At 70.4% G+C, this 19,995-nt stretch carries 19 protein-coding genes; 7 read left to right on the forward strand and 12 right to left on the reverse strand.

Annotated features, from left to right (window positions below; all coding sequences use genetic code 11):
• Positions 1–386: 386 nt before the first annotated feature.
• The gene (locus ACFXK0_RS23215) at positions 387–1,319 is read right to left on the reverse strand and encodes a helix-hairpin-helix domain-containing protein (protein WP_379412776.1); all 933 of its coding nucleotides are present in this window, start codon (positions 1,317–1,319) and stop codon (positions 387–389) included.
• A gap of 179 nt (positions 1,320–1,498) precedes the next feature.
• On the opposite strand from ACFXK0_RS23215, the gene ACFXK0_RS23220 reads away from it, so the two are divergent.
• On the forward strand, positions 1,499–2,461 hold the full coding sequence (locus tag ACFXK0_RS23220) for a DUF2332 domain-containing protein (protein ID WP_379412778.1): 963 nt from the start codon (positions 1,499–1,501) through the stop codon (positions 2,459–2,461).
• 11 nt (positions 2,462–2,472) lie between these two features.
• On the opposite strand, the gene lexA is transcribed toward ACFXK0_RS23220, so the two are convergent.
• The 11 genes from lexA to ACFXK0_RS23275 form a co-directional block, all read right to left on the reverse strand.
• Entirely contained in the window at positions 2,473–3,123 is a 651-nt protein-coding gene (lexA, locus tag ACFXK0_RS23225; RefSeq protein ID WP_379412780.1) for a transcriptional repressor LexA, read from the reverse strand.
• A gap of 60 nt (positions 3,124–3,183) precedes the next feature.
• The gene (locus tag ACFXK0_RS23230; protein WP_379412781.1) at positions 3,184–4,026 is read right to left on the reverse strand and encodes a DegV family protein; all 843 of its coding nucleotides are present in this window, start codon (positions 4,024–4,026) and stop codon (positions 3,184–3,186) included.
• Positions 4,027–4,029: 3 nt separating this feature from the next.
• Entirely contained in the window at positions 4,030–5,859 is a 1,830-nt protein-coding gene (gene octT, locus ACFXK0_RS23235; protein WP_379412783.1) for a diglucosylglycerate octanoyltransferase, read from the reverse strand.
• Positions 5,849–6,508 (reverse strand): histidine phosphatase family protein, encoded by a 660-nt coding sequence (locus tag ACFXK0_RS23240; RefSeq protein ID WP_379412784.1) that lies wholly within the window; start codon positions 6,506–6,508, stop codon positions 5,849–5,851. Before ACFXK0_RS23240 ends, octT begins: the two co-directional genes overlap by 11 nt.
• Complete coding sequence (rsfS, locus tag ACFXK0_RS23245; protein WP_379412785.1) at positions 6,505–6,921, reverse strand: ribosome silencing factor; 417 nt, start codon at positions 6,919–6,921, stop codon at positions 6,505–6,507. Before rsfS ends, ACFXK0_RS23240 begins: the two co-directional genes overlap by 4 nt.
• A gap of 46 nt (positions 6,922–6,967) precedes the next feature.
• The gene (nadD, locus tag ACFXK0_RS23250; RefSeq protein WP_379412786.1) at positions 6,968–7,609 is read right to left on the reverse strand and encodes a nicotinate-nucleotide adenylyltransferase; all 642 of its coding nucleotides are present in this window, start codon (positions 7,607–7,609) and stop codon (positions 6,968–6,970) included.
• 11 nt (positions 7,610–7,620) lie between these two features.
• The gene (locus tag ACFXK0_RS23255) at positions 7,621–8,598 is read right to left on the reverse strand and encodes a hypothetical protein (RefSeq protein WP_379412787.1); all 978 of its coding nucleotides are present in this window, start codon (positions 8,596–8,598) and stop codon (positions 7,621–7,623) included.
• 152 nt (positions 8,599–8,750) lie between these two features.
• The gene (locus ACFXK0_RS23260; RefSeq protein WP_379412788.1) at positions 8,751–9,086 is read right to left on the reverse strand and encodes an MmcQ/YjbR family DNA-binding protein; all 336 of its coding nucleotides are present in this window, start codon (positions 9,084–9,086) and stop codon (positions 8,751–8,753) included.
• Between the two features lie 11 nt (positions 9,087–9,097).
• On the reverse strand, positions 9,098–10,489 hold the full coding sequence (locus ACFXK0_RS23265; RefSeq protein ID WP_379412790.1) for a VWA domain-containing protein: 1,392 nt from the start codon (positions 10,487–10,489) through the stop codon (positions 9,098–9,100).
• Between the two features lie 2 nt (positions 10,490–10,491).
• On the reverse strand, positions 10,492–11,370 hold the full coding sequence (locus ACFXK0_RS23270; protein WP_379412791.1) for an AAA family ATPase: 879 nt from the start codon (positions 11,368–11,370) through the stop codon (positions 10,492–10,494).
• Positions 11,367–12,632 (reverse strand): glutamate-5-semialdehyde dehydrogenase, encoded by a 1,266-nt coding sequence (locus tag ACFXK0_RS23275; protein WP_379412792.1) that lies wholly within the window; start codon positions 12,630–12,632, stop codon positions 11,367–11,369. The genes ACFXK0_RS23270 and ACFXK0_RS23275 overlap by 4 nt, the downstream gene beginning before the upstream one ends.
• A 187-nt stretch (positions 12,633–12,819) precedes the next feature.
• Between ACFXK0_RS23275 and ACFXK0_RS23280 the strand changes: the two genes are divergently transcribed.
• From ACFXK0_RS23280 to ligD, 6 genes are all read left to right on the forward strand, one after another.
• Positions 12,820–13,692: a ribokinase gene (locus ACFXK0_RS23280; protein WP_379412793.1), complete on the forward strand. Its 873-nt coding sequence runs from the start codon at positions 12,820–12,822 to the stop codon at positions 13,690–13,692.
• A gap of 84 nt (positions 13,693–13,776) precedes the next feature.
• Complete coding sequence (locus ACFXK0_RS23285; RefSeq protein WP_379412795.1) at positions 13,777–14,988, forward strand: RtcB family protein; 1,212 nt, start codon at positions 13,777–13,779, stop codon at positions 14,986–14,988.
• A gap of 152 nt (positions 14,989–15,140) precedes the next feature.
• Complete coding sequence (locus ACFXK0_RS23290; protein ID WP_379412796.1) at positions 15,141–17,273, forward strand: RecQ family ATP-dependent DNA helicase; 2,133 nt, start codon at positions 15,141–15,143, stop codon at positions 17,271–17,273.
• Between the two features lie 100 nt (positions 17,274–17,373).
• Complete coding sequence (locus ACFXK0_RS23295; RefSeq protein WP_379412798.1) at positions 17,374–18,474, forward strand: methyltransferase; 1,101 nt, start codon at positions 17,374–17,376, stop codon at positions 18,472–18,474.
• Positions 18,475–18,538: 64 nt separating this feature from the next.
• The gene (locus ACFXK0_RS23300; RefSeq protein WP_379412799.1) at positions 18,539–18,928 is read left to right on the forward strand and encodes a hypothetical protein; all 390 of its coding nucleotides are present in this window, start codon (positions 18,539–18,541) and stop codon (positions 18,926–18,928) included.
• 76 nt (positions 18,929–19,004) lie between these two features.
• On the forward strand, positions 19,005–19,964 hold the full coding sequence (ligD, locus tag ACFXK0_RS23305; protein WP_379412800.1) for a non-homologous end-joining DNA ligase: 960 nt from the start codon (positions 19,005–19,007) through the stop codon (positions 19,962–19,964).
• Positions 19,965–19,995 lie beyond the last annotated feature (31 nt).

Genomic DNA, 19,995 nt, shown 5'->3' on the forward strand with positions numbered 1-19,995 from the left:
CCAGCCCAGCCGGACTGCTCATCCCAGCCGGACCGCTCATCCCAGCACCGCACCGACCGGCCACGACCACCCGAGCCCGCCCACACCCGTCCCCGCGAATCCGGCGGACCGACCGGATCGCCACGGCCACCCCTCAACACAATCCACAGCCACGCCACCGCCCCGGCTCTCCACAGCAGAAAGTGAACAACCACCGTCACTCCCTTCGGTTCGGCGAAGGCCGGGGTATGTGCTGTTGTCCGGCTGGACATCGGCGGAACCGGACGACTGGCAGCTCCGGGCACCATCACCGCTGCCGGCGGATTGCTTCGACGGGGAATCGTCGTGCGCTGGTGCCCCTGCGCGGCACAGGGTTTCGGTGCGTAGGACGGTGCGGGGGTGGGCGGTCATGTCGTCACCAGGTCTCGGAGGCGGGCCAGACGAGCGGGGCCGATGCCGTCTACTTCGCCCAGTTGGGCGACATCGGTGAAGCGACCGTTGGTGGTGCGCCAGGCGAGGATTGCCTTGGCGGTGACCGGGCCGACGCCGGGGAGGGCGTCGAGGTCGGATTCCGTGGCGGTGTTCAGGTCGACGCGGGACTTGCCGGGGGTGCTCGGGGTAGCGCTGGTGCCACCCGCCGACGTGGCGGCGGGAGCGCCGGAGCTGATCATGGCGCTGCCGAGGCGTGGATCCGACTGTGGTGTGGCGGCGCCGACGACGACCTGGTCGCCGTCGGCGAGGCGCTGGGCGAGGTTGAGGCCGGCGAGGTCGGCGCCCTCTCGGGTGCCGCCCGCCATCTCGATCGCGTCGGCGACCCGGGATCCGCTGGGCAGGTGATGCAGGCCCGCGTGCCGGACCAACCCGACGACACTGACCACCACTTCGGAACTCGTGGCGGGCCCGGCACCCGCCACGGCGGCGAGCGCCGCCACCGTCTCGGGTTGCGCGGCGGCGGCTTCGGCGCGCACCACCGGGACCGGCGGAACCGATTGCGCGATCGGCTGATCGCGCAGCACCAGCACACCGGTCACCATCACCGCGAGGATCCCGACGACGCCCAGCGCCATCGCACCCCGGCGGCCGGGGTCGAGCCGGGCCTCACGAAACCGCTCCGGCACGAATCGATTCCGCTTGCGGGATTCCCCGTCGTCGAGCCAGCTCGGCAGCCGCACCTCCCCTGCCCGTTCGTGTGTGAGTTCATCGTCGTCCCAGTGCCCGTCGCGCGCACCGGCGCCGTTTCCGGTTTCCCGACCGGGCGGCCCACCGACCCGCACCCCGTCGCGAACCGCCATCCCGCCCAGCCGCTGCCGTACCCGCTCGTGCTCTTCGTGTCGTGACATGGCGCCGACGCTATGCCGTCCGCCACCGACAACCGCGGCGGCGACCTGGCATTTCAATCAACCTGTGGATAACTCCGAGCCTGTGGACAACTCGGCATTTCCCGGCCTTCACGCACCCGTTCGGCACGGCGTGAATGGATACGGTGCGCGCATGACGAATCCGCAGTACGCAGGACGGTATGCACCTGGCACAACGATTCCGCGAGTTCGCGCTCCGCGAAGCACGCGGCAATTCCCCGCTCTACCATCGGCGAGCCCTGGACATCGCCGCCGACCCCGACATCTTGGCCCTGATCGCCCAATTACCCTCGGACAAGCAGCAACCCAACCTGATCCTGGCCGCCGCACGGATACACGGCGCGAACGCAGTGCCGTACACGGAGTTCCGCGAGCAGGTCGCCGTCGGTTGGGCGGCGATCGCGGCGACAGCAATGGCCCGCCGGACACAGACGAACGAGGCAGGCCGGGCGGCGACGCTGCTGCCGGTCCTCGCCTCGCTACCAGGACCGCTGTCCCTCATCGAAGCCGGCGCATCGGCAGGGTTGTGTCTCTACCCGGACCGATTCAGCTATCGGTACGGCGACATCGCGCTGGATCCCGTCGACGGCCCGTCCCAGGTGGTGCTGACCTGCGCGACAACCGGCGCGGTACCGATCCCCAGCAGGCTGCCGCAGGTAGTGCATCGCGCCGGGTTGGACCTGAATCCACTCGACGCCTCCGACAGTGCCGACCGCGACTGGCTCTCAGCCCTGATCTGGCCGGGCCAGGACGAACGGCAGGCACGCCTACGTGCCGCCTGCGCGATCGCGGCAGCGGACCCACCGACCCTGGTCGCCGGCGACCTGAACGACAAGATCAGCGAGCTGGTGCGCGCCGCACCCCGCGACAGCACGGTGGTGGTCTTCCACAGCGCCGTCCTCACCTATCTGCCGCCGTCGGCCAGAGCGGAGTTCCGGGCGACAGTGCGGGGACTGCCGTGTCACTGGATCTCCCAGGAAGGCACCGGTGTTCTGCCCTGGCTGGCCGGCACACTGCCCGAACGAGATTGGCCGTCCGCACGATTGGTGTCGGCACTCGACGAGGTGGCGCTGGCCTACGCCGCCCCGCACGGGCAGTCGCTGGACTGGTTCGGGGTGGGGTAGCGCCGGTGTGGTCAGAGGCTGCGCATGACCGAGACGACGCGGCCGAGGATGACTGCTTCGTCGCCGTCGATGGTGGCGTAGGCGGGGTTGCGGGGTTCGAGGTGGATGTGGCCGTTGCGGCGGCGGAAGACCTTCACGGTGGCTTCCTCGCCGATCATCGCCGCGACGATGTCGCCGGAGTTCGCCTCCTGCTGGCGACGGACCACGACCAGGTCGCCGTCGCAGATGGCGGCGTCGATCATCGAGTCGCCGCGCACGCGCAGGCCGAAAACCTCGCCGCGGCCGACGAGTTCGCGCGGCAGGGTGAGGACGTCGTCAGTGTGCTGTTCGGCGAGGATCGGGGTGCCCGCGGCGATGTCACCGACGACCGGCACGTTCACCGCGGCGTCGGTGGTGGCGCCGGGGCCGGTGCGCAGGAACAGGCGGACGTCGATGGGGCGGGTCATCGCCGCGCTGCGGCGCAGGAAACCGTCCTCCTCCAACGCTTTCAGATGCTTGGAGACCGTGGAGGTGGACCGCAGGCCCACCGCGTCAGCGATCTCCCTGGCGCTGGGCGGATAGCCGTGCGCGAGCACCGAATCCCTGATCACGGCGAGGATGTGCTGCCTGCGCGGCGGCAGGTTCGCGGTGTCGAGGTAGTCGAAGTCGTCGAATGCGGTCACCGGGGCATCGTAGATCCCCGGCGGCGCGCACGGCCGCACCACGTGGCCGGTCCGGTCCGTTCAGGAACAGCCGCCGGGCAGCACCACCACGCCGAGCGCGCCGACACCCAGGTGCACACCCAGCGTCGGACCGAACTCGGCGACATGGAGTTCGGTCATGTCCGGCGCCTGTTCGCGCAATTGCGCCGCGATGTTCTCGGCGGCCTCGGGCGCGCCCAGGTGCTGGATGCCCAGCGCGGCGCCGTCCCCGCCGGCCGCCTCGACCACGGCGGCAACGAGCTTGGCGTAGGCCCGCGACCTGGTGCGCACCTTCTCGCGCAGCTCCAGCTTGCCTTCGACCAGCTGCAGCAGTGGTTTGGTCACCAGTTCACTGCCGAAGAACGCCGCGGCGCTGCTCAGCCTGCCGCCTTTACGAAGCTGTTCGGTGCGGTTGACCAGGATGAACGTGCGGGCGCGGGTCGCGGCCGCCACCGCGCGGTCGTAGACCGCGTCCAGCGCGTCCCCGGCCCGCGCACGACGCGCGGCGGCGAGGACGGGCAGCCCGGTCGCCAGTCCGGCGCCCAGCGAATCGACCAGGCGCACACGGTCTTCGGCGCCCATGTCGCGGACCGCCTGGCGGCCCGACTCCCAGGTCGCCGACAACCGGCGCGACAGGTGCACCGCCACCACACCGTCGCCGCCGCTGTGGGTGAGCGCCCGCTCGTAGGCTTCGCGCAGCTCACCGGGCGAGGCGGCGGAGGTGGTGACGGAGTCCGCGGTGTAGTCGATCTCGACGGGATCGATCCCTTCCCGGATCTCCCGCTTTCCGACGAGGATGTGCAACGGCACCACTTCGATACCGAGCTCGGCGACGACGTCGGCGGACAGGCCGGCCGCCGAATCGGTGACCACCACAACGGTCACGGACTACCGGACCTCCTGCAGCGTCTTGGTCATCGCCGTCGCGACGGCGGTGTGCCCCGCCCAGCCCCAGTGGATGCCGTCGGGGTTCGCCGACCCGGAGTCGATGTCCTCCCGCACGGCTTCGCCGAGGTCGACCAGCGGTACCTTGGTGCGCGAGGACCAGGCCAGCAGCGCCTTGACCGCCTTCGGCCTGCCCCGATGCACCCGCCCGTAGGCATCACACCGGTGCACCGACGGCAGCACCGCCACCACCGGCAGCTCGGGACGCAGATGCTCGAGCGCCTCACGCGACTGCTCCAGGTAGTCCACGCTCACCCGCGGCGGCAACGCGACGGGACGGCCGAGCTTCGACAGCTTCGGCTGCAGCCAGTTGTAGGTGGCCCGCACACCACGACGCAGCCGCGGCGGGCGGATGTAGCGGATCAGCTCGCGCAGCGCGGTCGGCAGCGGCGAGGGCAGGGTGTCCATACCACCGACGGCGAAGACGACAGCGCCGGCACGCGGCACCGACGCCCACACCCGCGGATCGCCGATCAGCGCCCAGTAGGCATCCCGGCAGGTCCAGCCGATCCGGGCGATCAGCTCGACATCCCAGTCCAGCTCGGCGGCAACCAGATTCGGCCAGATCCGGGGATCGTCGGCGGGCAGTCCGCCCTTGGGTCCGTAGTAGGACAGCGAGTCCGCGATCACCAGCAGCACCGGACGCGGCGCCACCTGCGTTTCCGGCAGCTCGGCGGCAGCGGGCTCTACGAGCCCCGCACCATCAGCCGTCGCGACCACCGATTCGGCCTGCGGGACCACCTGTTCCGGGACCGTCTCGGCACCGGCGACCGGGGCGGCGACCAGGTTGTCGACGGAATTCGCGTCCGCTGTAGCGGAACCTGGCACCGCGTCGACGGCTTCGGATCCGATGCCACCCTCGACGAGGGCACCGGCCGCAGCGCCTGCACCGAGCGGCGTGCCGACATCGGCTGCGGCACTGCCGCTTCCGCCGGCATCGGCAACACCCTCGGCCACCTCGACAACAGCCCCGGAGCCGACAACAGCACCGGCCTCATCGACAACTCCCTTGTCGACGGTGGTCTCGGCGGCAACGCCCACTCCGCTGACGCCCGCGCCGGCCGCTACTTCAGCGGGAGCCGCTCCGGCAGAAGAGTTCTTGTCCGTTGGGGCAGAGTCAGTGGTTACGGCCGCTTCGACGCTTGCCGCTTCGACGTCTGCCACCCGAGCATCGGATGCGTCGGAGGTGGACGCTGTATCGATCGTCGCCGCCGGGGACGGCAGCGCGAGCGCCGCTGCCGCAATAGCGGATTCGTCGTCCGCGCCCTGTCCGACACCGGTGGAGTCTTCCGAGGCCGCACTCGCCGTAGCCGAATGCGCGGCAACGGAATCCGAGCCGTCGGCACCCTCGGCATCGACGCCGTCTGCCTCAGCAACCTGGCTCACCGCGACTTCGGCGGACGAGCCGACCGTCGTGGAAACATCGTGCGAGGCAGCCGAGCTCGACGATCCGTCGACGCCGTCGGACTCGTCCACCGCAGCCGCATCGCCTGTCTCGGCGCCGGATCCGGCTGCCTCGGACTGCTCGGGCTCCGCCACGACCGGTGCGGGTGGCGGGCCGAACAGCGCATCCGGCAGCGAGCGCGTACTGCGCGCGGTGACCTGCTTGAAGAGTTCGTCCGGTACCGAACGGATCGGCTCCTCACGCTCGGGACGTGTGGGGCGAGCGGGTGGCGGGCCGAACAGCGCGTCCGGCAATTGCCGTCCGGGCTTGGCCGTCACCTGCTGGAACAGTTCGTCCGGTACCGATCGGACGGGCTCTTCAGAGGACATCGGGAGCTACCTTCGCCGCTGCGTTCCAAACATCGAGTCGCCAGCCGGGTCGATCGATGTCAGGGCCGTGGCTGGACAGCTGCACCCAGCTCGTATTCGCCAGTCCGCCCAGGGCGGGCCAGCTCTGTGGCGGCAGTTCCAGCAGCGCGGCCGTGAGGGCAGCGATCAACCCGCCGTGCGCAACCAGGATGATAGTCCGACCGGGCCAATCCTGTCGCTCGTTGTACAGTTCGCGCACCAGCGGCAGCGCCCGCGCACCGACCTCGAGTTTGCTCTCGCCACCGGGCGGTGTGTAGGTGGCGTCCAGCCGCCACTGCACGCGCGCACCGGGGTAGTCGGCGTCGACCTCGAGATGGGTGAGCCCCTCCCAGTCGCCCAGGTTGGTCTCCCGCAACCGCGGATCGGTGATCACCGGCAGGCCGCTGATGTCGCCGAGCGCCTGCGCGGTGTCCTTGGCACGCCGCAGATCGGAGGCGTGGATCGCGATGGCGTTGCGGGAAACCAGTTCGCGGGCGGCCTCTTTGGCCTGCTGCCTGCCGAGCTCGGTGAGATCGGTGTCGATCTGGCCCTGCATCCTGTCCGCGGCGTTCCATTCGGTCTGCCCGTGCCGCAGCAGGATCAGCGTGCGCACATGGGCGTACTTGCTCACTCGGTGATTCCCTCTACCTGCGCGTCGTCGTCGGCCGCCGGGGTGGCGGGTGTTTCGATGCCGTCGACCGGCACCGCGGGGCAGTCACGCCAGAGCCGCTCGAGCGCGTAGAAGTTGCGCTCGTCGTTGTGCTGGATGTGCACGACGATGTCGACATAGTCCAGCAGCGCCCAGCGGCCCTCGCGGGTGCCCTCGCGGCGGACCGGCTTGTGCCCGGCCTGGCGCAGCTTCTCCTCGACGCTGTCGACGATCGCGTTGACCTGGCGCTCGTTGGGCGCCGAGGCGATCACGAAGCAGTCGGTGATCACCAGCTGCTCGGAGACGTCGAGGACGACCACATCGGTGGCGAGCTTGGCGTCGGCCGCCAGCGCGGCGACCTTGGCCATTTCGATCGATTCGGCGGAGGCGCTCATGCGGGCTCCCCCTGACAGACCAGAACCACGCTCGTCTCGCTCAACGTCAGCTACCTTCCGTTCCTGCGGGCACATACAGGTGCCGCTTCGATATGTACTGCACCACGCCGTCGGGGACGAGGTACCAGACCGGCCGACCCTCCGCGGCGCGGCGACGGCATTCGCTCGACGAGATGGCCAGCGCGGGGATCTCGATCATCGTGACGGCGTCGGCGGGCAGGTCCCGCAGATGCTCCTCGAGATGGTCGGTGTTCAGCTCGTACCCCGGACGGCTCACCCCGACGAACTTCGCCAGTTCGAACAGTTCGGTCCAATCCTGCCATGTCAGGATGTTGGCCAGCGCGTCCGCACCGGTGATGAAGTACAGCTCGTCGTCGGGATGGGCGCTCTGCATCTCCCGCAGGGTGTCCACCGTGTAGGTGACCTTGTTGCGTTCGATATCGGCCCGGCTGACCGAGAACCGCGGATTGGACGCGGTGGCGATGACGGTCATCAGATAGCGGTCCTCGGCGGGGCTGACCTGCTTGTTCGCCTTCTGCCACGGCTGCCCGGTCGGCACGAAGATCACTTCGTCGAGCTCGAACCGGTTCGCGACCTCGCTCGCCGCGACCAGGTGGCCGTGGTGGATCGGGTCGAAGGTGCCGCCCATGACGCCGAGCTTGCGGCGCGGCCGAGCTGTTTCGTGCATGAGGTCCGAGCTTAACGGGGTTGCTGATCACCGGGGCGGGAGGCCTGCGCGCACATCTGGGCGAACTGCGCGCGAGTGCGCGCCAGCTCGTCGACGACGTGTGCTGCCGGGTTCTCGGCGACGAGCCGGTTGAGCTCGCGCATCAGGACGTCGACGGTGATCCACCACGGCCCGCGGACCCGGCCCTGCGGCCCACGCAGCTGTAACCAGGCGGCCGCGCGCAGGCACCGGGCCCGCGGCACGATCCGGTCCTGCTCACCCCAGAGCCCCGCGGCCCGCAGATACAGGCCCAGCGCCGCCGATTCCTGCCCGCAGCATTCGCGGGCGACGGCCGAGGACCACACCAGATCGGCGTGCCGGTGCCGCTCGGCGGGGATGGTGGCGAGCAGCCGGGCCGCCTCGGCGAACTGCCAGGCGGCCTGCCGGTAGCGGCCGAGCCGGTTCAGCGATTCGGCGAACTCGGCGCGGACCTGGGCGAGCTCGCCGGGCGGGTAGCGCAGCGGCCCGGTCAGTAGGGGGCGGTCGAACGCGGTGACCGCCTCGGCGTGCCTGCCGGCGCGATGCCAGGCCCGGCCGGCGACCAGCCACAGATGGGCCGAGTCGGCCGGGGAGATCGGCTGCCAGCAGGCCGCGGCCGCGGCCGCCGCGCGGGCGGTGTCGCGATCGCGGCCGGGCTGGGCGGCGACCGCGGTGACCAGCTGGGTGCGCAGCTCGGCCAGTTCCCGGCCGGCCAGCTCCCCCGCGCCGACCACCAGGGCGCGCCGTAACTGCTCCTCGGCCGCCGCGGGGGCGTCGAGCAGGCGCACCGCCGCCAGCGCGGCCAGCCTGCGCGCGGCCCGCGCTCCCGAACCCGCGCGCGGCGGGCGCGGTGCCGGAGGTTGTTCGGCGACGGCGAGACCGGGGGCGAGCGGGTGTTCGGGCGCTGTCGTCCGGGCGGGGTCGACGGTCTCGCCGGGTTCGCCGGCGACGTTGGCGTGCGGATCGGTCACCGGGTGGTCCGCGCCCACCACGACGTCGACGGCGTCACCTCGGTGTCCGATACCCGTCGATCGGACCGCTCGTCGCCGCGCGACGCCCCTACCAGCATGGGGGCATCATGGTGGTATCCCCCTATGACGTTCTTAACGTCCGCTGAAACGCCTCAGGCCTTCGGCCGCTTGGACTTCGGGAGCTTGGCGACGATCGCGTCGTAGGAGGCGTCGATCAGCTCACGCAATTCGTCCTCGGGCACCGCGCCGTCCACGCGAATGCTGTTCCAGCCGTAGCGGCCGATATAGGCCGACGCACTGACATCGCCGGGATAGACGTGCACCAGTTCGTCGGCCTCGGCGCGGTCGCGCCCACATTTGAGACCGATCGAGGTCCCCGCGCCGAGGAAGGCGAAGATCTTGTCGCCGACCTTGGCCACCACATCGCCTTCCCACGGTTCGTCTTCCCAGGCACCGGGTTTGGTCAAACAGTAGGTCAGCGGATCCACCACCAGCTCCTTTATACGGGCAACAGTCGGGAGACCACGTCGGTCAGCTGCCGGGCGGATCGGCATTCGTGCATCTCGATCACCGCGCTGTACTCCCGCGCGGCCGAATCACCGGTGCCCCACAGGTTTTTCGGCTCCGGGTTCAGCCAGTGCGCGTGCCGGGCGGCACCGGCCAGGTCGCGCAGGGTGTCCAGGCGCGGGTTGCGGTAGTTGGTGCGGCCGTCGCCGAGGATCAACAGCGAACTGCGGCTGGTGACAGCGTCGGCGAAATGGTCGGCGAAGCTGCTCAGGGCCTGCCCGTAGTCGGAGTGCCCGTCGGCGTCGATGATGTGCGACTGGGTGAAGATCCTGGTCAGCACGTCGTCGAGGCCGGCGTGTGGGTCGAAGTAGCTGGTGACCTCGTCGGTGCGGTCGACGAAGGCGAAGATCCGGACCCGGGAGAACTGCTCGCGCAGCGCGCTGACCAGCAGCAGGGTGAAGTTGCTGAAACCGGCCACCGACCCGGAGATGTCACACAGCAGCACCAGTTCCGGGCGGCCGGGGCGCGGCTTGCGGTTGACCAGATCGATCGGGACGCCGCCGGTCGACATCGATGCGCGCAGGGTTTTGCGCAGGTCGATCTCGCCGCGCCGGGAACGCTTGCGCCGCACCGCCAACCGGGAGGCCAGAATCCGGGCCAGGCGCTGGGTACTGCGTTTGAGTTCGGCGAGTTCGCGTTCGGAGGCGCGCAGGAAATCGGTGTCCTCGGCCTGCCGCGCCACCCCGTAGGTGGCGACCCGGTCGCGGCCGATCTGTTCGGCCACGCGGCGGTTGGTCTCGGCCTGCACGCTGGCCCGGAACCCGGCGATGCGTTCCCTGGCGATCCGCTGGGCGACCTCGGTGTCGCGGGCGCTCGCGTCCGGTGGCAGGGCCAGGCCCGCGAGCACCCGCGACAGCAGCGTCTGTGGCGCGAGGTCTTTCATCGCCTGGTACGCCGAGAAGGACGGGCCGCGCGCGGACTGGTACTGACCGAGTTGCTCGACCACCTGCCCGGCCAGCGCCTCCAGCTGGGCACCGGCGTTCTCGTCGGCCAGCAGCTCGGCGAGCAGCTCACGCAACGCGGGCACATCGATCTGCCCGTCGGGGGTGCGGGGCAGGTCGGGGCTGTCGGCGCCGCGATCACCGACCGCGACCGGGAACCACAGGTCGAACAGGCCGTCGAAGGTGGCGCGGTGGGTGGGCTTGCGCAGCACCGCGCAGGCCAGACCCTCGCGGACGGCCTCGCGGTCGAGCAGGTCGAGCACCGTCAGCACCCGGCCCGCGTCGATGGTTTCCGACGGGCCGACCGGGATTCCGCGGGCCCGCAGCGCCGCGACGAAACCGGCGACGTGCCCACCGAGTCCGTGCGGTGCGGGCGCGGTCATGCTCAGGCCAGCTTCAGCTCGGCCAGCGCGCGCTGGTGATCGCTGCGGTGCTTGAGCACGACACCGAGGGTGGCGCGCACGGTCGCGTCGTCGAGATCCTCCGCGCCCAGCGCGAGCAGGGTGTTGCCCCAGTCGATGGATTCGGCGACCGAGGGCAGCTTCTTGAGCTGCATGCCGCGCAGCACGTGCACGATCCGCACCAGCTGCTCGGCGACCGCGCTCGACAGCTGCGGCACCCGGCTGGCCAGGATGCGGCGCTCGAGCTCCTCGTCGGGGAAGTCCAGGTGCAGGTACAGGCAGCGGCGCTTGAGCGCCTCCGACAGCTCCCGGGTGGCGTTCGAGGTGAGCACCACGAACGGCTTCCTGGTCGCGGTGATGGTGCCCAGCTCCGGAACCGTCACCGCGAAATCGCTGAGCACCTCCAGCAGCAGGCCCTCGATCTCGACATCGGCCTTGTCGGTCTCGTCGATCAGCAACACCGTCGGGTCGGCCCGGCGGATGGCGGTGAGCAGCGGCCGCGAGAGCAGGAACTCCTCGGTGAAGACATCAGCCTTGGTCTCGGCCCAGTCGTTCTCGCTCGACGCCTGGATCCGCAGGATCTGCTTGGCGTGGTTCCACTCGTAGAGCGCGCGCGCCTCGTCGACGCCCTCGTAGCACTGCAACCGGACCAGTTCGGCCCCGGCGACCTGGGCGACCGCCCGGGACAGCTCGGTCTTGCCGACACCGGCCGGTCCTTCGATGAGCAGTGGCTTACCCAGCCGGTCGGCCAGGAAGACCGAGGTGGCCGTGGCCTTGTCGGCCAGATAGCCGGTCTCGGCGAGCCGCGCCACGACCTCGTCGACCGATGTGAAGATCGGTTCTTCTACCAGCGTCACGATCACACCGGCCGAGTCTGGCCGTCGCCCCACACGATCCACTTGGTGGAGGTGAGTTCGGGCAGTGCCATCGGGCCGCGGGCGTGCAGCTTCTGGGTGGAGATGCCGATCTCGGCGCCGAAACCGAACTGCTCGCCATCGGTGAACGCGGTGGACGCGTTCACCATCACCGCGGCGGCGTCGACCCGGGTGGTGAACTCGCGCGCGGCGGCCAGATCGGCGGTGACGATGGCCTCGGTGTGGCCGGTGCCCCAGGTGTTGATGTGCTCCACCGCGGCGTCGAGCGAATCGACGACTTTGAGGGCGATGTCGAGAGTGAGGTACTCCTCGCCCCAGTCGGCGTCGGTGGCGGGCACCTGGCCGGGCAGATCGCCGTGGATGGTGACACCGGCGGCCGCGAGCGCTTCGCTCAGCCGCGGCACGGCCGTCTCGGCGACGGCGGCGTCGATCAGCACCGTCTCGGCGGCGTTGCAGACACTCGGGCGACGGGTCTTGGCATTGAGCAGGATGGCCTCGGCCATGTCCAGGTCGGCGGCGGCGTGCACGTAGACGTGGCAGTTGCCGGTGCCGGTCTCGATGGTCGGCACCTGCGCGTCGCGCACGACCGCATTGATCAGGCCGGCGCCACCACGCGGGATCACCACGTCGACCAGGCCGCGGGCCTGGATCAGATGGGTGACGCTGGCGCGGTCGTGGCTGGGCAGCAGCTGGACGGCATCGGCCGGGATGCCCTGGGCGGCAAGCGCTTCGCGCAGCACCTCGACCAGGGCGGCATTGGACTCCGCCGCCGAGGACGAGCCGCGCAGCAGTGCCGCGTTGCCCGACTTGAGGGCGAGGCCGAACGCGTCGACGGTGACATTGGGCCTGGCCTCGTAGACCATGCCGACGACGCCGAGCGGCACGCGGGTCTGGCGGATCTCGAGCCCGTTGGGCAGCGTGGAACCGCGGATGACGCCGCCGACCGGATCGGGCAGCCCGGCGACCTGGCGCAGGCCCGAGGCGATGCCGTCGACGCGGGCCTCGGTCAGCCGCAGCCGGTCGAGCAGGTTCTCCTCGGTGCCGGCGGCCTGCGCGGTCGCGATATCGGTGGCATTCGCCGCGAGGACGCGATCGGTGGCGGCGAGCAGGGCGTCGGCCGCCGCCTGCAGGGCGTCGTTCTTCTGCGCCGTCGTCAGCTGCGCCAGCGCACGGGACGCGACGCGAGCCCTGCGGGCGGCGTCGTGCACCGCTGCGCGGATGTCGAGCTCGGGGGTCACTTCTACCGTCATGGGTATCAGCGTACGCAGTGCGGCTGTCCGGTTCGCCGCCACCCGGACCCCGGAATACGGCTCCGACCGGCGGCGGGACCGAGTTGTCCACAGGATTTCGCGCCGCCGTGGGACTTGTCCACAGGTCACGCCGCGCTCGCCACTCGAAATCGCCGCCGACCGTGCCGCCGCCACTAGATTTGCCGCCATGGACTTCGCCGCATCCACCGTCGTCGTGCTCGGCAGCATCAACATGGATCTGGTCACCACCACGGCGCGACGACCGGCACCGGGCGAGACCGTGCTCGGGTCCGGTTTCGCGACCGTCCCCGGCGGCAAGGGCGCGAACCAGGCGATCGCGGCGGCACGCTCAGGCGCCCAGGTGCGGTTCCTCGGCGCCGTCGGTGACGACGCGTTCGGGACCACGCTGCGATCCACGCTGGCCGAGGCCGGTGTCGACACCGCCCTGCTGCGCACGGTTGACGGCCCCAGCGGCGTGGCGACGATCGTGGTCGACGGGACCGGCGAGAACAGCATCATCGTCGTCGCGGGCGCGAACGGCCGGGTGACCGACCTGACCGAAGACGAACTCGCGGCGATCGCAGCCGCCGACATCCTGCTGTGCCAGTTGGAGATTCCACTCGACACGGTGGCCGCGGCCACCCGGCACGCCCGCGCATCGGGCACGATCGTCGCGATCAATCCCTCACCCGTGCAACCGCTGTCCGACGCTCTGTGGGCCGACATCGACCTCGCTATCGTGAATTCGCTGGAGTCCGCGCGGTATTCGGCCGAACTGAACCGGGTACGGCATGTGGTGCGAACCCTCGGTCGCGACGGTGCGGCGTATCGGTCCAGCGACGGCAGCGAGTTCACGGTCGCCGGGGGCAGGGTCGGTGTCGTTGACACCACCGGCGCGGGCGACGCCTTCACCGGCGCTCTCGTCGCTACCTGGGCGACCGGACCGCACGCCGCGGTGACCTGGGCCAATGCCGCCGGTGCCCTGGCGACCACCCGTCTCGGCGCCAGCTCCTCGATCCCCGACCGCGCCCGGATCGAGCGCGCGCTCGCGGCGGACTGATCCGTCCGGTCCGGCTGCGAAATTCACGTGCGCCGCACCTGTCGCGGTCCTACCGTGGGTAGTACATCCAGGAAAGGACCGACCATGTTTCCCGTCGAGCTGCGCGGTACCCGAGCGCAGACGCTCATGTGGGCCAACGAGCACGAGATCGAGCAGTCAGCGCTGCGTCAGCTCCGCAATATCGCGGAACTGAAATGGGTGTATGGACTGCGCGTGATGCCCGATGTGCACCTGGGCAAAGGCGCGACGGTGGGTTCGGTCATCGCCATGCGGGACGCGGTCGCGCCTGCGGCGGTCGGTGTTGATATCGGGTGCGGGATGGAGAGCGTGAAGACCGGGCTCACCGCCTCGGATCTGCCCGATGATCTGCGGTCGCTGCGGTCGCGGATCGAGCGGGCGGTGCCGGTCGGGTTCAACGCGCACAAGGAGGCGGTGAACGTCGGTGCGCTGCATGCCGGTTCGCACGGGCAGTCGGCGCGGACGAAGGGTTGGGATCGGTTCTGGCGTGGATTCCGCGAGCTGCATCCGGGTGTGTCGTCGCTGGAGTCCAAGGCGCACAAGCAGATCGGGTCGCTCGGGTCGGGCAATCACTTCATCGAGGTCTGCCTCGATCAGGACGACGCCGTGTGGATTCTGTTGCACTCCGGGTCGCGCAATATCGGTAAGGAGCTGGCCGAGCGGCACATGGCGGTGGCGCGGGCGCTGCCGCACAATCAGTCGCTGCCCGATCGCGATCTGGCGGTGTTCCTGGCCGGGACCCCGGAGATGGACGCCTACCGGCGTGACCTCACCTGGGCGCAGGAGTACGCGGCGCGTAATCGCGCGGTGATGCTGTCGCTGGTGTGCCGGGCGGTGCGGGAGGAGTTCGGTGAGCGGGCGGTGCGCTTCGACGAGCCGGTCAGCTGCCACCACAACTATGTGGCCGAGGAGATCATCGACGGGATGCCGATGCTGGTGACCCGCAAGGGCGCTGTGCGCGCCGGCGCGGGTGATCTGGCGCTGATCCCGGGGTCGATGGGTACCCGGTCCTACGTGGTGCGCGGTAAGGGCAACCCGGCCTCGTTCCAGTCGGCCTCGCACGGCGCGGGACGGCGGCTGAGCCGGACCGCGGCCAAGAAGCAGTTCACGGTCGCGGACCTGGTCGCCCAGACCGAGGGCGTGGAGTCGCGCAAGGACGCGGGCGTGGTCGACGAGATCCCGGCCGCGTACAAGGACATCGACGAGGTGATCGCCGCGCAGTCCGACCTGGTCGACATCGTCGCCACGCTGCGTCAGGTCCTCTGCGTCAAAGGTTAGGTGATTGTCCAGCCTCTCCGGGATTCTGGCCGGACTCGGGTGCGGGGTGAACTGGCATGGCGGCCGGCGGTGTGGTCGCTGGGCCAGTTCGCCCGTACCCGGTGAGTCACCCATGTTCTTCTGAGATCAATGTGTCGGAGGGGTCGGGCAGTATGGGTGGCATGACCTCAGCCGCCGGCAGTGACGTGCTCGACTTGATGGCTCCTGACCTGCGGGAACGGGCCGAGGAGTTGTTGCGGGAGCTCGCTGGGCCCGTGGCTCGGTTGCGGGAGGATCAGTGGGTCGCGATCGAGGCGCTGGTGGTGCAGCGACGGCGGGCGCTGGTGGTGCAGCGGACCGGGTGGGGTAAGTCGGCGGTGTATTTCATCGCCGCCAAACTGCTGCGCGGCGCCGGGCGCGGGCCGACGGTGATCGTGTCGCCGTTGCTGGCGCTCATGCGCAATCAGGTGGCCGCCGCGGCACGGGCGGGGGTGGTGGCGGCCACCATCAACTCGGGCAATGTCACCGAGTGGGACGAGATCCATCAGCGGGTGGCCGACGGCGCGGTCGACGTGCTGCTGGTGAGCCCGGAACGGCTGAACAATCCCGACTTCCGCGACCAGGTGCTGCCACGGCTGGCCGCCGACGCCGGCCTCGTGGTGATCGACGAGGCGCACTGTGTCTCGGACTGGGGCCACGATTTCCGGCCCGACTACCGCCGCATCCGCACCCTGATCGCCGATCTCGGCTCGGCTGTGCCGGTGCTGGCGACCACCGCCACCGCCAACGATCGCGTGGTCACCGACGTCGCCGGGCAGATCGGCACCGACACCCTCGTGCTGCGCGGCACGCTGGACCGCGAATCCCTGCACCTGTCGGTGACGCGCTTCGACGACGCGGTACAGCGCACCGCCTGGCTGAGCGAGCAGCTGTACCGGCTGCCCGGCTCGGGCATCATCTACTGCCTCACCGTCGCCGCCGCCCACGACCTGGCCGACGTCCTGAACTCACACGGCCACACCGTCGCCGCCTACACCGGCCAGACCGACCCGGCCGAACGCGAGCTGCTGGAAGCAGCACTGCTGAACAACGAGGTCAAAGCCCTGATCGCGACCTCGGCGCTGGGGATGGGCTTCGACAAGCCCGACCTCGGCTTCGTGGTGCACGTGGGTGCGCCGTCCTCGCCGATCGCCTACTACCAGCAGGTCGGCCGCGCCGGGCGTGGCACCGATCGGGCCGAGGTGGTGTTGCTGCCCGGCCCGGAGGACACCCGGATCTGGAGCTACTTCGCCTCGGTGGCCTTCCCGCGCGAACACATCGTGCGCGCGGTGCTGGCCGCGCTCGACCTGGACCGGCCCCTCTCGACGGTGGCGCTGGAACCGCTGGTCGAGCTCAACCGGTCGCGCCTGGAGATGGTGCTCAAGGTCCTCGATGTCGACGGCGCGGTCCGCCGGGTGCGCGGGGGCTGGCTGTCCACCGGACAGGACTGGACCTACGACACCGAACGCTACGAACGCCTCGCCGCCGCCCGCGACACCGAACAGCAGGCGATGATCGACTACCAGTCGACGACCGCCTGCCGGATGACGTTCCTGCGCAGGCAACTCGACGACCCCGGCCTGGCCGCGCTCGACGCCGCCACCCCCGGCTGCGGACGCTGCGACAACTGCACCGGCACCCGCGCCGACACCACCGTCGACGCGGCCGCCGTCGCCGCGACCAGGGCCCGCCTCGACCGCCCCGGCCTCGACCTCGCCCCGCGCAAACAGTGGCCCAGCGGCATGGCGAAACTGGGAATCCCGTTGTCGGGCAATATCACCGGCGGCGCCGAGACCGGGCGCGTGCTCGGCAGGCTCACCGATCTCGGCTGGGGCCAGCGGCTGCGCGCGCTGCTCGACGGGCCGGACGCACCGGTGCCCGACGCGGTGTTCGAGGCCTGCGTCGCCGTGCTGCGCGACTGGACCTGGAGTACCCGGCCGACCTCGGTCCTCGCCCTGGAATCGCCGCGTCACCCCCAGCTCACCGCGAGTCTGGCGGGCCGGCTCGCCCAGGTCGGGCGGCTCGACAACCTGGGCCTGCTGCACGCCCGGCCCGATCGCCCGCCGGTGTCGGCGGCGAACTCGGCGCACCGGGTGGCCGGGCTGTTCGATTCGTGGGAGGTCCCCGACCTGTCCGGTGTCGAGGGCCCGATCCTGCTCGTCGATACCCTGACCGACACCGGCTGGACGATGACGGTGGCCGCGCACGCCCTGCGCACGAGTGGTGCCGACGCGGTGCTGCCGTTCGCGCTGGCCACCCCGACCTGACCCGGATCGCCCCGCGTGCGCCATGTGGGCACCCGGCGCACCCGAAATCCCGTACTCTCAGTCCGTACGTGCAGGTCAACCGGTCGAAGACGGAGCCGTCGTGACATCAACCGCACCGAAGAAGATTCCCCCGCTACCGATCATCCGTGGCATCGACCGCGTGCGTGCCGTGCTCGCGAACCTGTACCGGACGCTGGTCCCCGGCCACGTCGCCCTGCTGGAACTGCAGGTCGCCGGGTTCCTGTCCCAGGCCATCAGTACCGCCGCCGAGCTCGGGATCGCCGACGAGCTCGCCGCGGGCCCGCGCACGGCGACCCAGCTCGCGCGCGCGGTCGAGGTCGACGAGGACGGACTGTGCAGGCTGATGCGTCTGCTGGTGAGCTACAACGTCTTCGCGCAGCGTCGCGACGGCTCCTACACGCTCACCCGGATGGGTGCGGCACTGCGCAGCGACGCCGAGGTGACGTTGCGCGATGTGTCCCGGTTCTTCGGTTCGCCGTTCCATCGCAACCATTGGAGCCATCTCAGCGACGCGGTACGCACCGGCGAAGCCGTCGGCCCGGCCGTGGACGGGGCGAGCTTCTTCGAGTACGCGGCCACCAACCGCGAGGTCGGGGACCTGTTCGACCGGGCGATGACCAGCATCAGCACAATGTCGACCGATCCGCTGCTCGCCGCCTACGATTTCAGCCGGTTCGGCACCCTGGTCGATGTCGGTGGCGGGCAGGGCAGTCTGCTCACCGAGATCCTGCACCGGTATCCGGCGGCCCGTGGCATCCTCTTCGACCTGCCGACCGTGGTCGACGATCTGACCGCCGACCTCGCCGCGCAGGGTCTCGCCCAACGGTGCGAGGTCGAGGGCGGGTCGTTCTTCGAGCAGGTGCCGCCGGGCGGCGATGCCTACCTGCTCAAACACGTCGTGCACGACTGGTCCGACGATCGGGCCGAGCAGATCCTGCGCGCCGTGCGGCTCGCGATGAACCGGTCGGCGACGCTGCTGGTGATCGAGCTGGTGCTGCCCGAACACCGGCGGCCGCACCCGGGCAAATTCATCGATCTGGAGATGCTGGTGAACACCGAAGGCGGGCACGAACGCACCGAATCCCAGTTCCGCGACCTGCTGGCCCGCGCCGGTTTCACCCTCACCCGCACGGTGCCCACGGCCGCACCGGACTGTGTGCTGGAGGCCCGCGCCCGCTGACTCCCCACTCGACACGCCGCCGCCGATTAGGTATGACACCGGTCACCAGTGCTTCAATGCGGCTATGACCAGGACCACATTCGCTCGAAACCTGATGGCCGTCGCCGCGGGCTGTGCGGCCGGATTCACTCTGTTGGTCGCGCCCGCCCAGGCGACGAACGAGAACCCCCTCGACTGCGCGGGTGTCCCCGGCGCCCAGGCCGCGGCCGATCGGGAGAGCGCGCACCGCGGCATCGCGATCACGCCGCTGTGCTTCAGCGGCGGCCTCTACAGCAACATCCACGCCGGCATTCCGCTGGCCGTGCTGAACCCGCTGACCATGCCGGGCACCGACACCGTGTGCATGGCCGAACGCGAAACCGTCGAGGCGGCGGCCAAATTCGAGTGGACCGACCAGGTCCACGTGATGCCGATGTGCATCCAGAACCGGGCTTTCGGCGTTTACGAGCTGTAGCGAGCAGGACACGGCCCCGTCCGGGACACGCCCCGGACGGGCCTGTTCGCGCCGCCCGCGGGCTATCGTTGCCGGTGTGGCCAAGTCTGCGGCGCCTGCGGTCGAATTGCCGGTGGGTGAGCACACGGTGCGGGTCAGCAATCCCGACCGGGTGTATTTTCCCGAGCTCGGCGCCACCAAACTCGACCTGGTGCGGTATTACCTGAGCGTGGGCGACGGGATCGTCAACGCGCTGCGCGACCGCCCGTGCATGCTGCACCGGTTCCCGAAGGGACTGCCCGGCGGCAAGGTGCACCAGAAACGGGTCCCCGCCGGCGCCCCGGACTGGCTCCCGACGGTGCGGGTGCACTTCCCGCGCTACGGCAGGCACGCCGACGAACTGTGCGTGCGCGAGCTGGCCGACGTGATCTGGGCAGTGCAGATGTCCACCGTCGAATTCCATCCCTGGAACTCCCGCGCCACCGACACCGAATCGCCCGACGAGTGGCGCATCGACCTCGATCCGATGCCGGAGTGCCCGTGGTCGCGGGTGCAACGGGTGGCGCACGTCGTGCACGAGGTGCTCGACGAGCTCGGCGCGGCCGGCTGGCCGAAGACCTCCGGTGGCTCGGGCCTGCACGTGTATGTGCGGATCGCGCCGGAGTTCGGGTTCGGGCAGGTGCGCCGGGCCGCACTCGCCTTCGCCGACGAGGTGCGGCGGCGCGCACCGCAGGACGTGACCACCGAGTGGTGGCGCAAGGACCGCGATCCCGCGCAGCTGTTCGTCGACTACAACCAGAACGCGCGCGATCACACCATCGCCGCGGCCTATTCGGTGCGTGGCGTACCGGCCGCGACGGTGTCGACGCCGGTGCGCTGGAGCGAGATCGACGACATCCGTCCCCGCGACTTCACCCTCACCACCGTGCCCGCCCGCTATGCCGAACTCGGTGACCTGCAGGCAGGCATGGACGACGCAGTCTTCGACATCGCGCCCCTGCTCGAGCTGGCCGACCGGCACGGCGTCGGCGAACCGGTCGACCTCGACGAATCGTGAGCGACGGCCGGGCGCTGCGCGGCGGTGCGCG

The sequence above is a fragment of the Nocardia sp. NPDC059177 genome, from assembly GCF_042755165.1.
Classification (GTDB): Bacteria; Actinomycetota; Actinomycetes; order Mycobacteriales; family Mycobacteriaceae; genus Nocardia.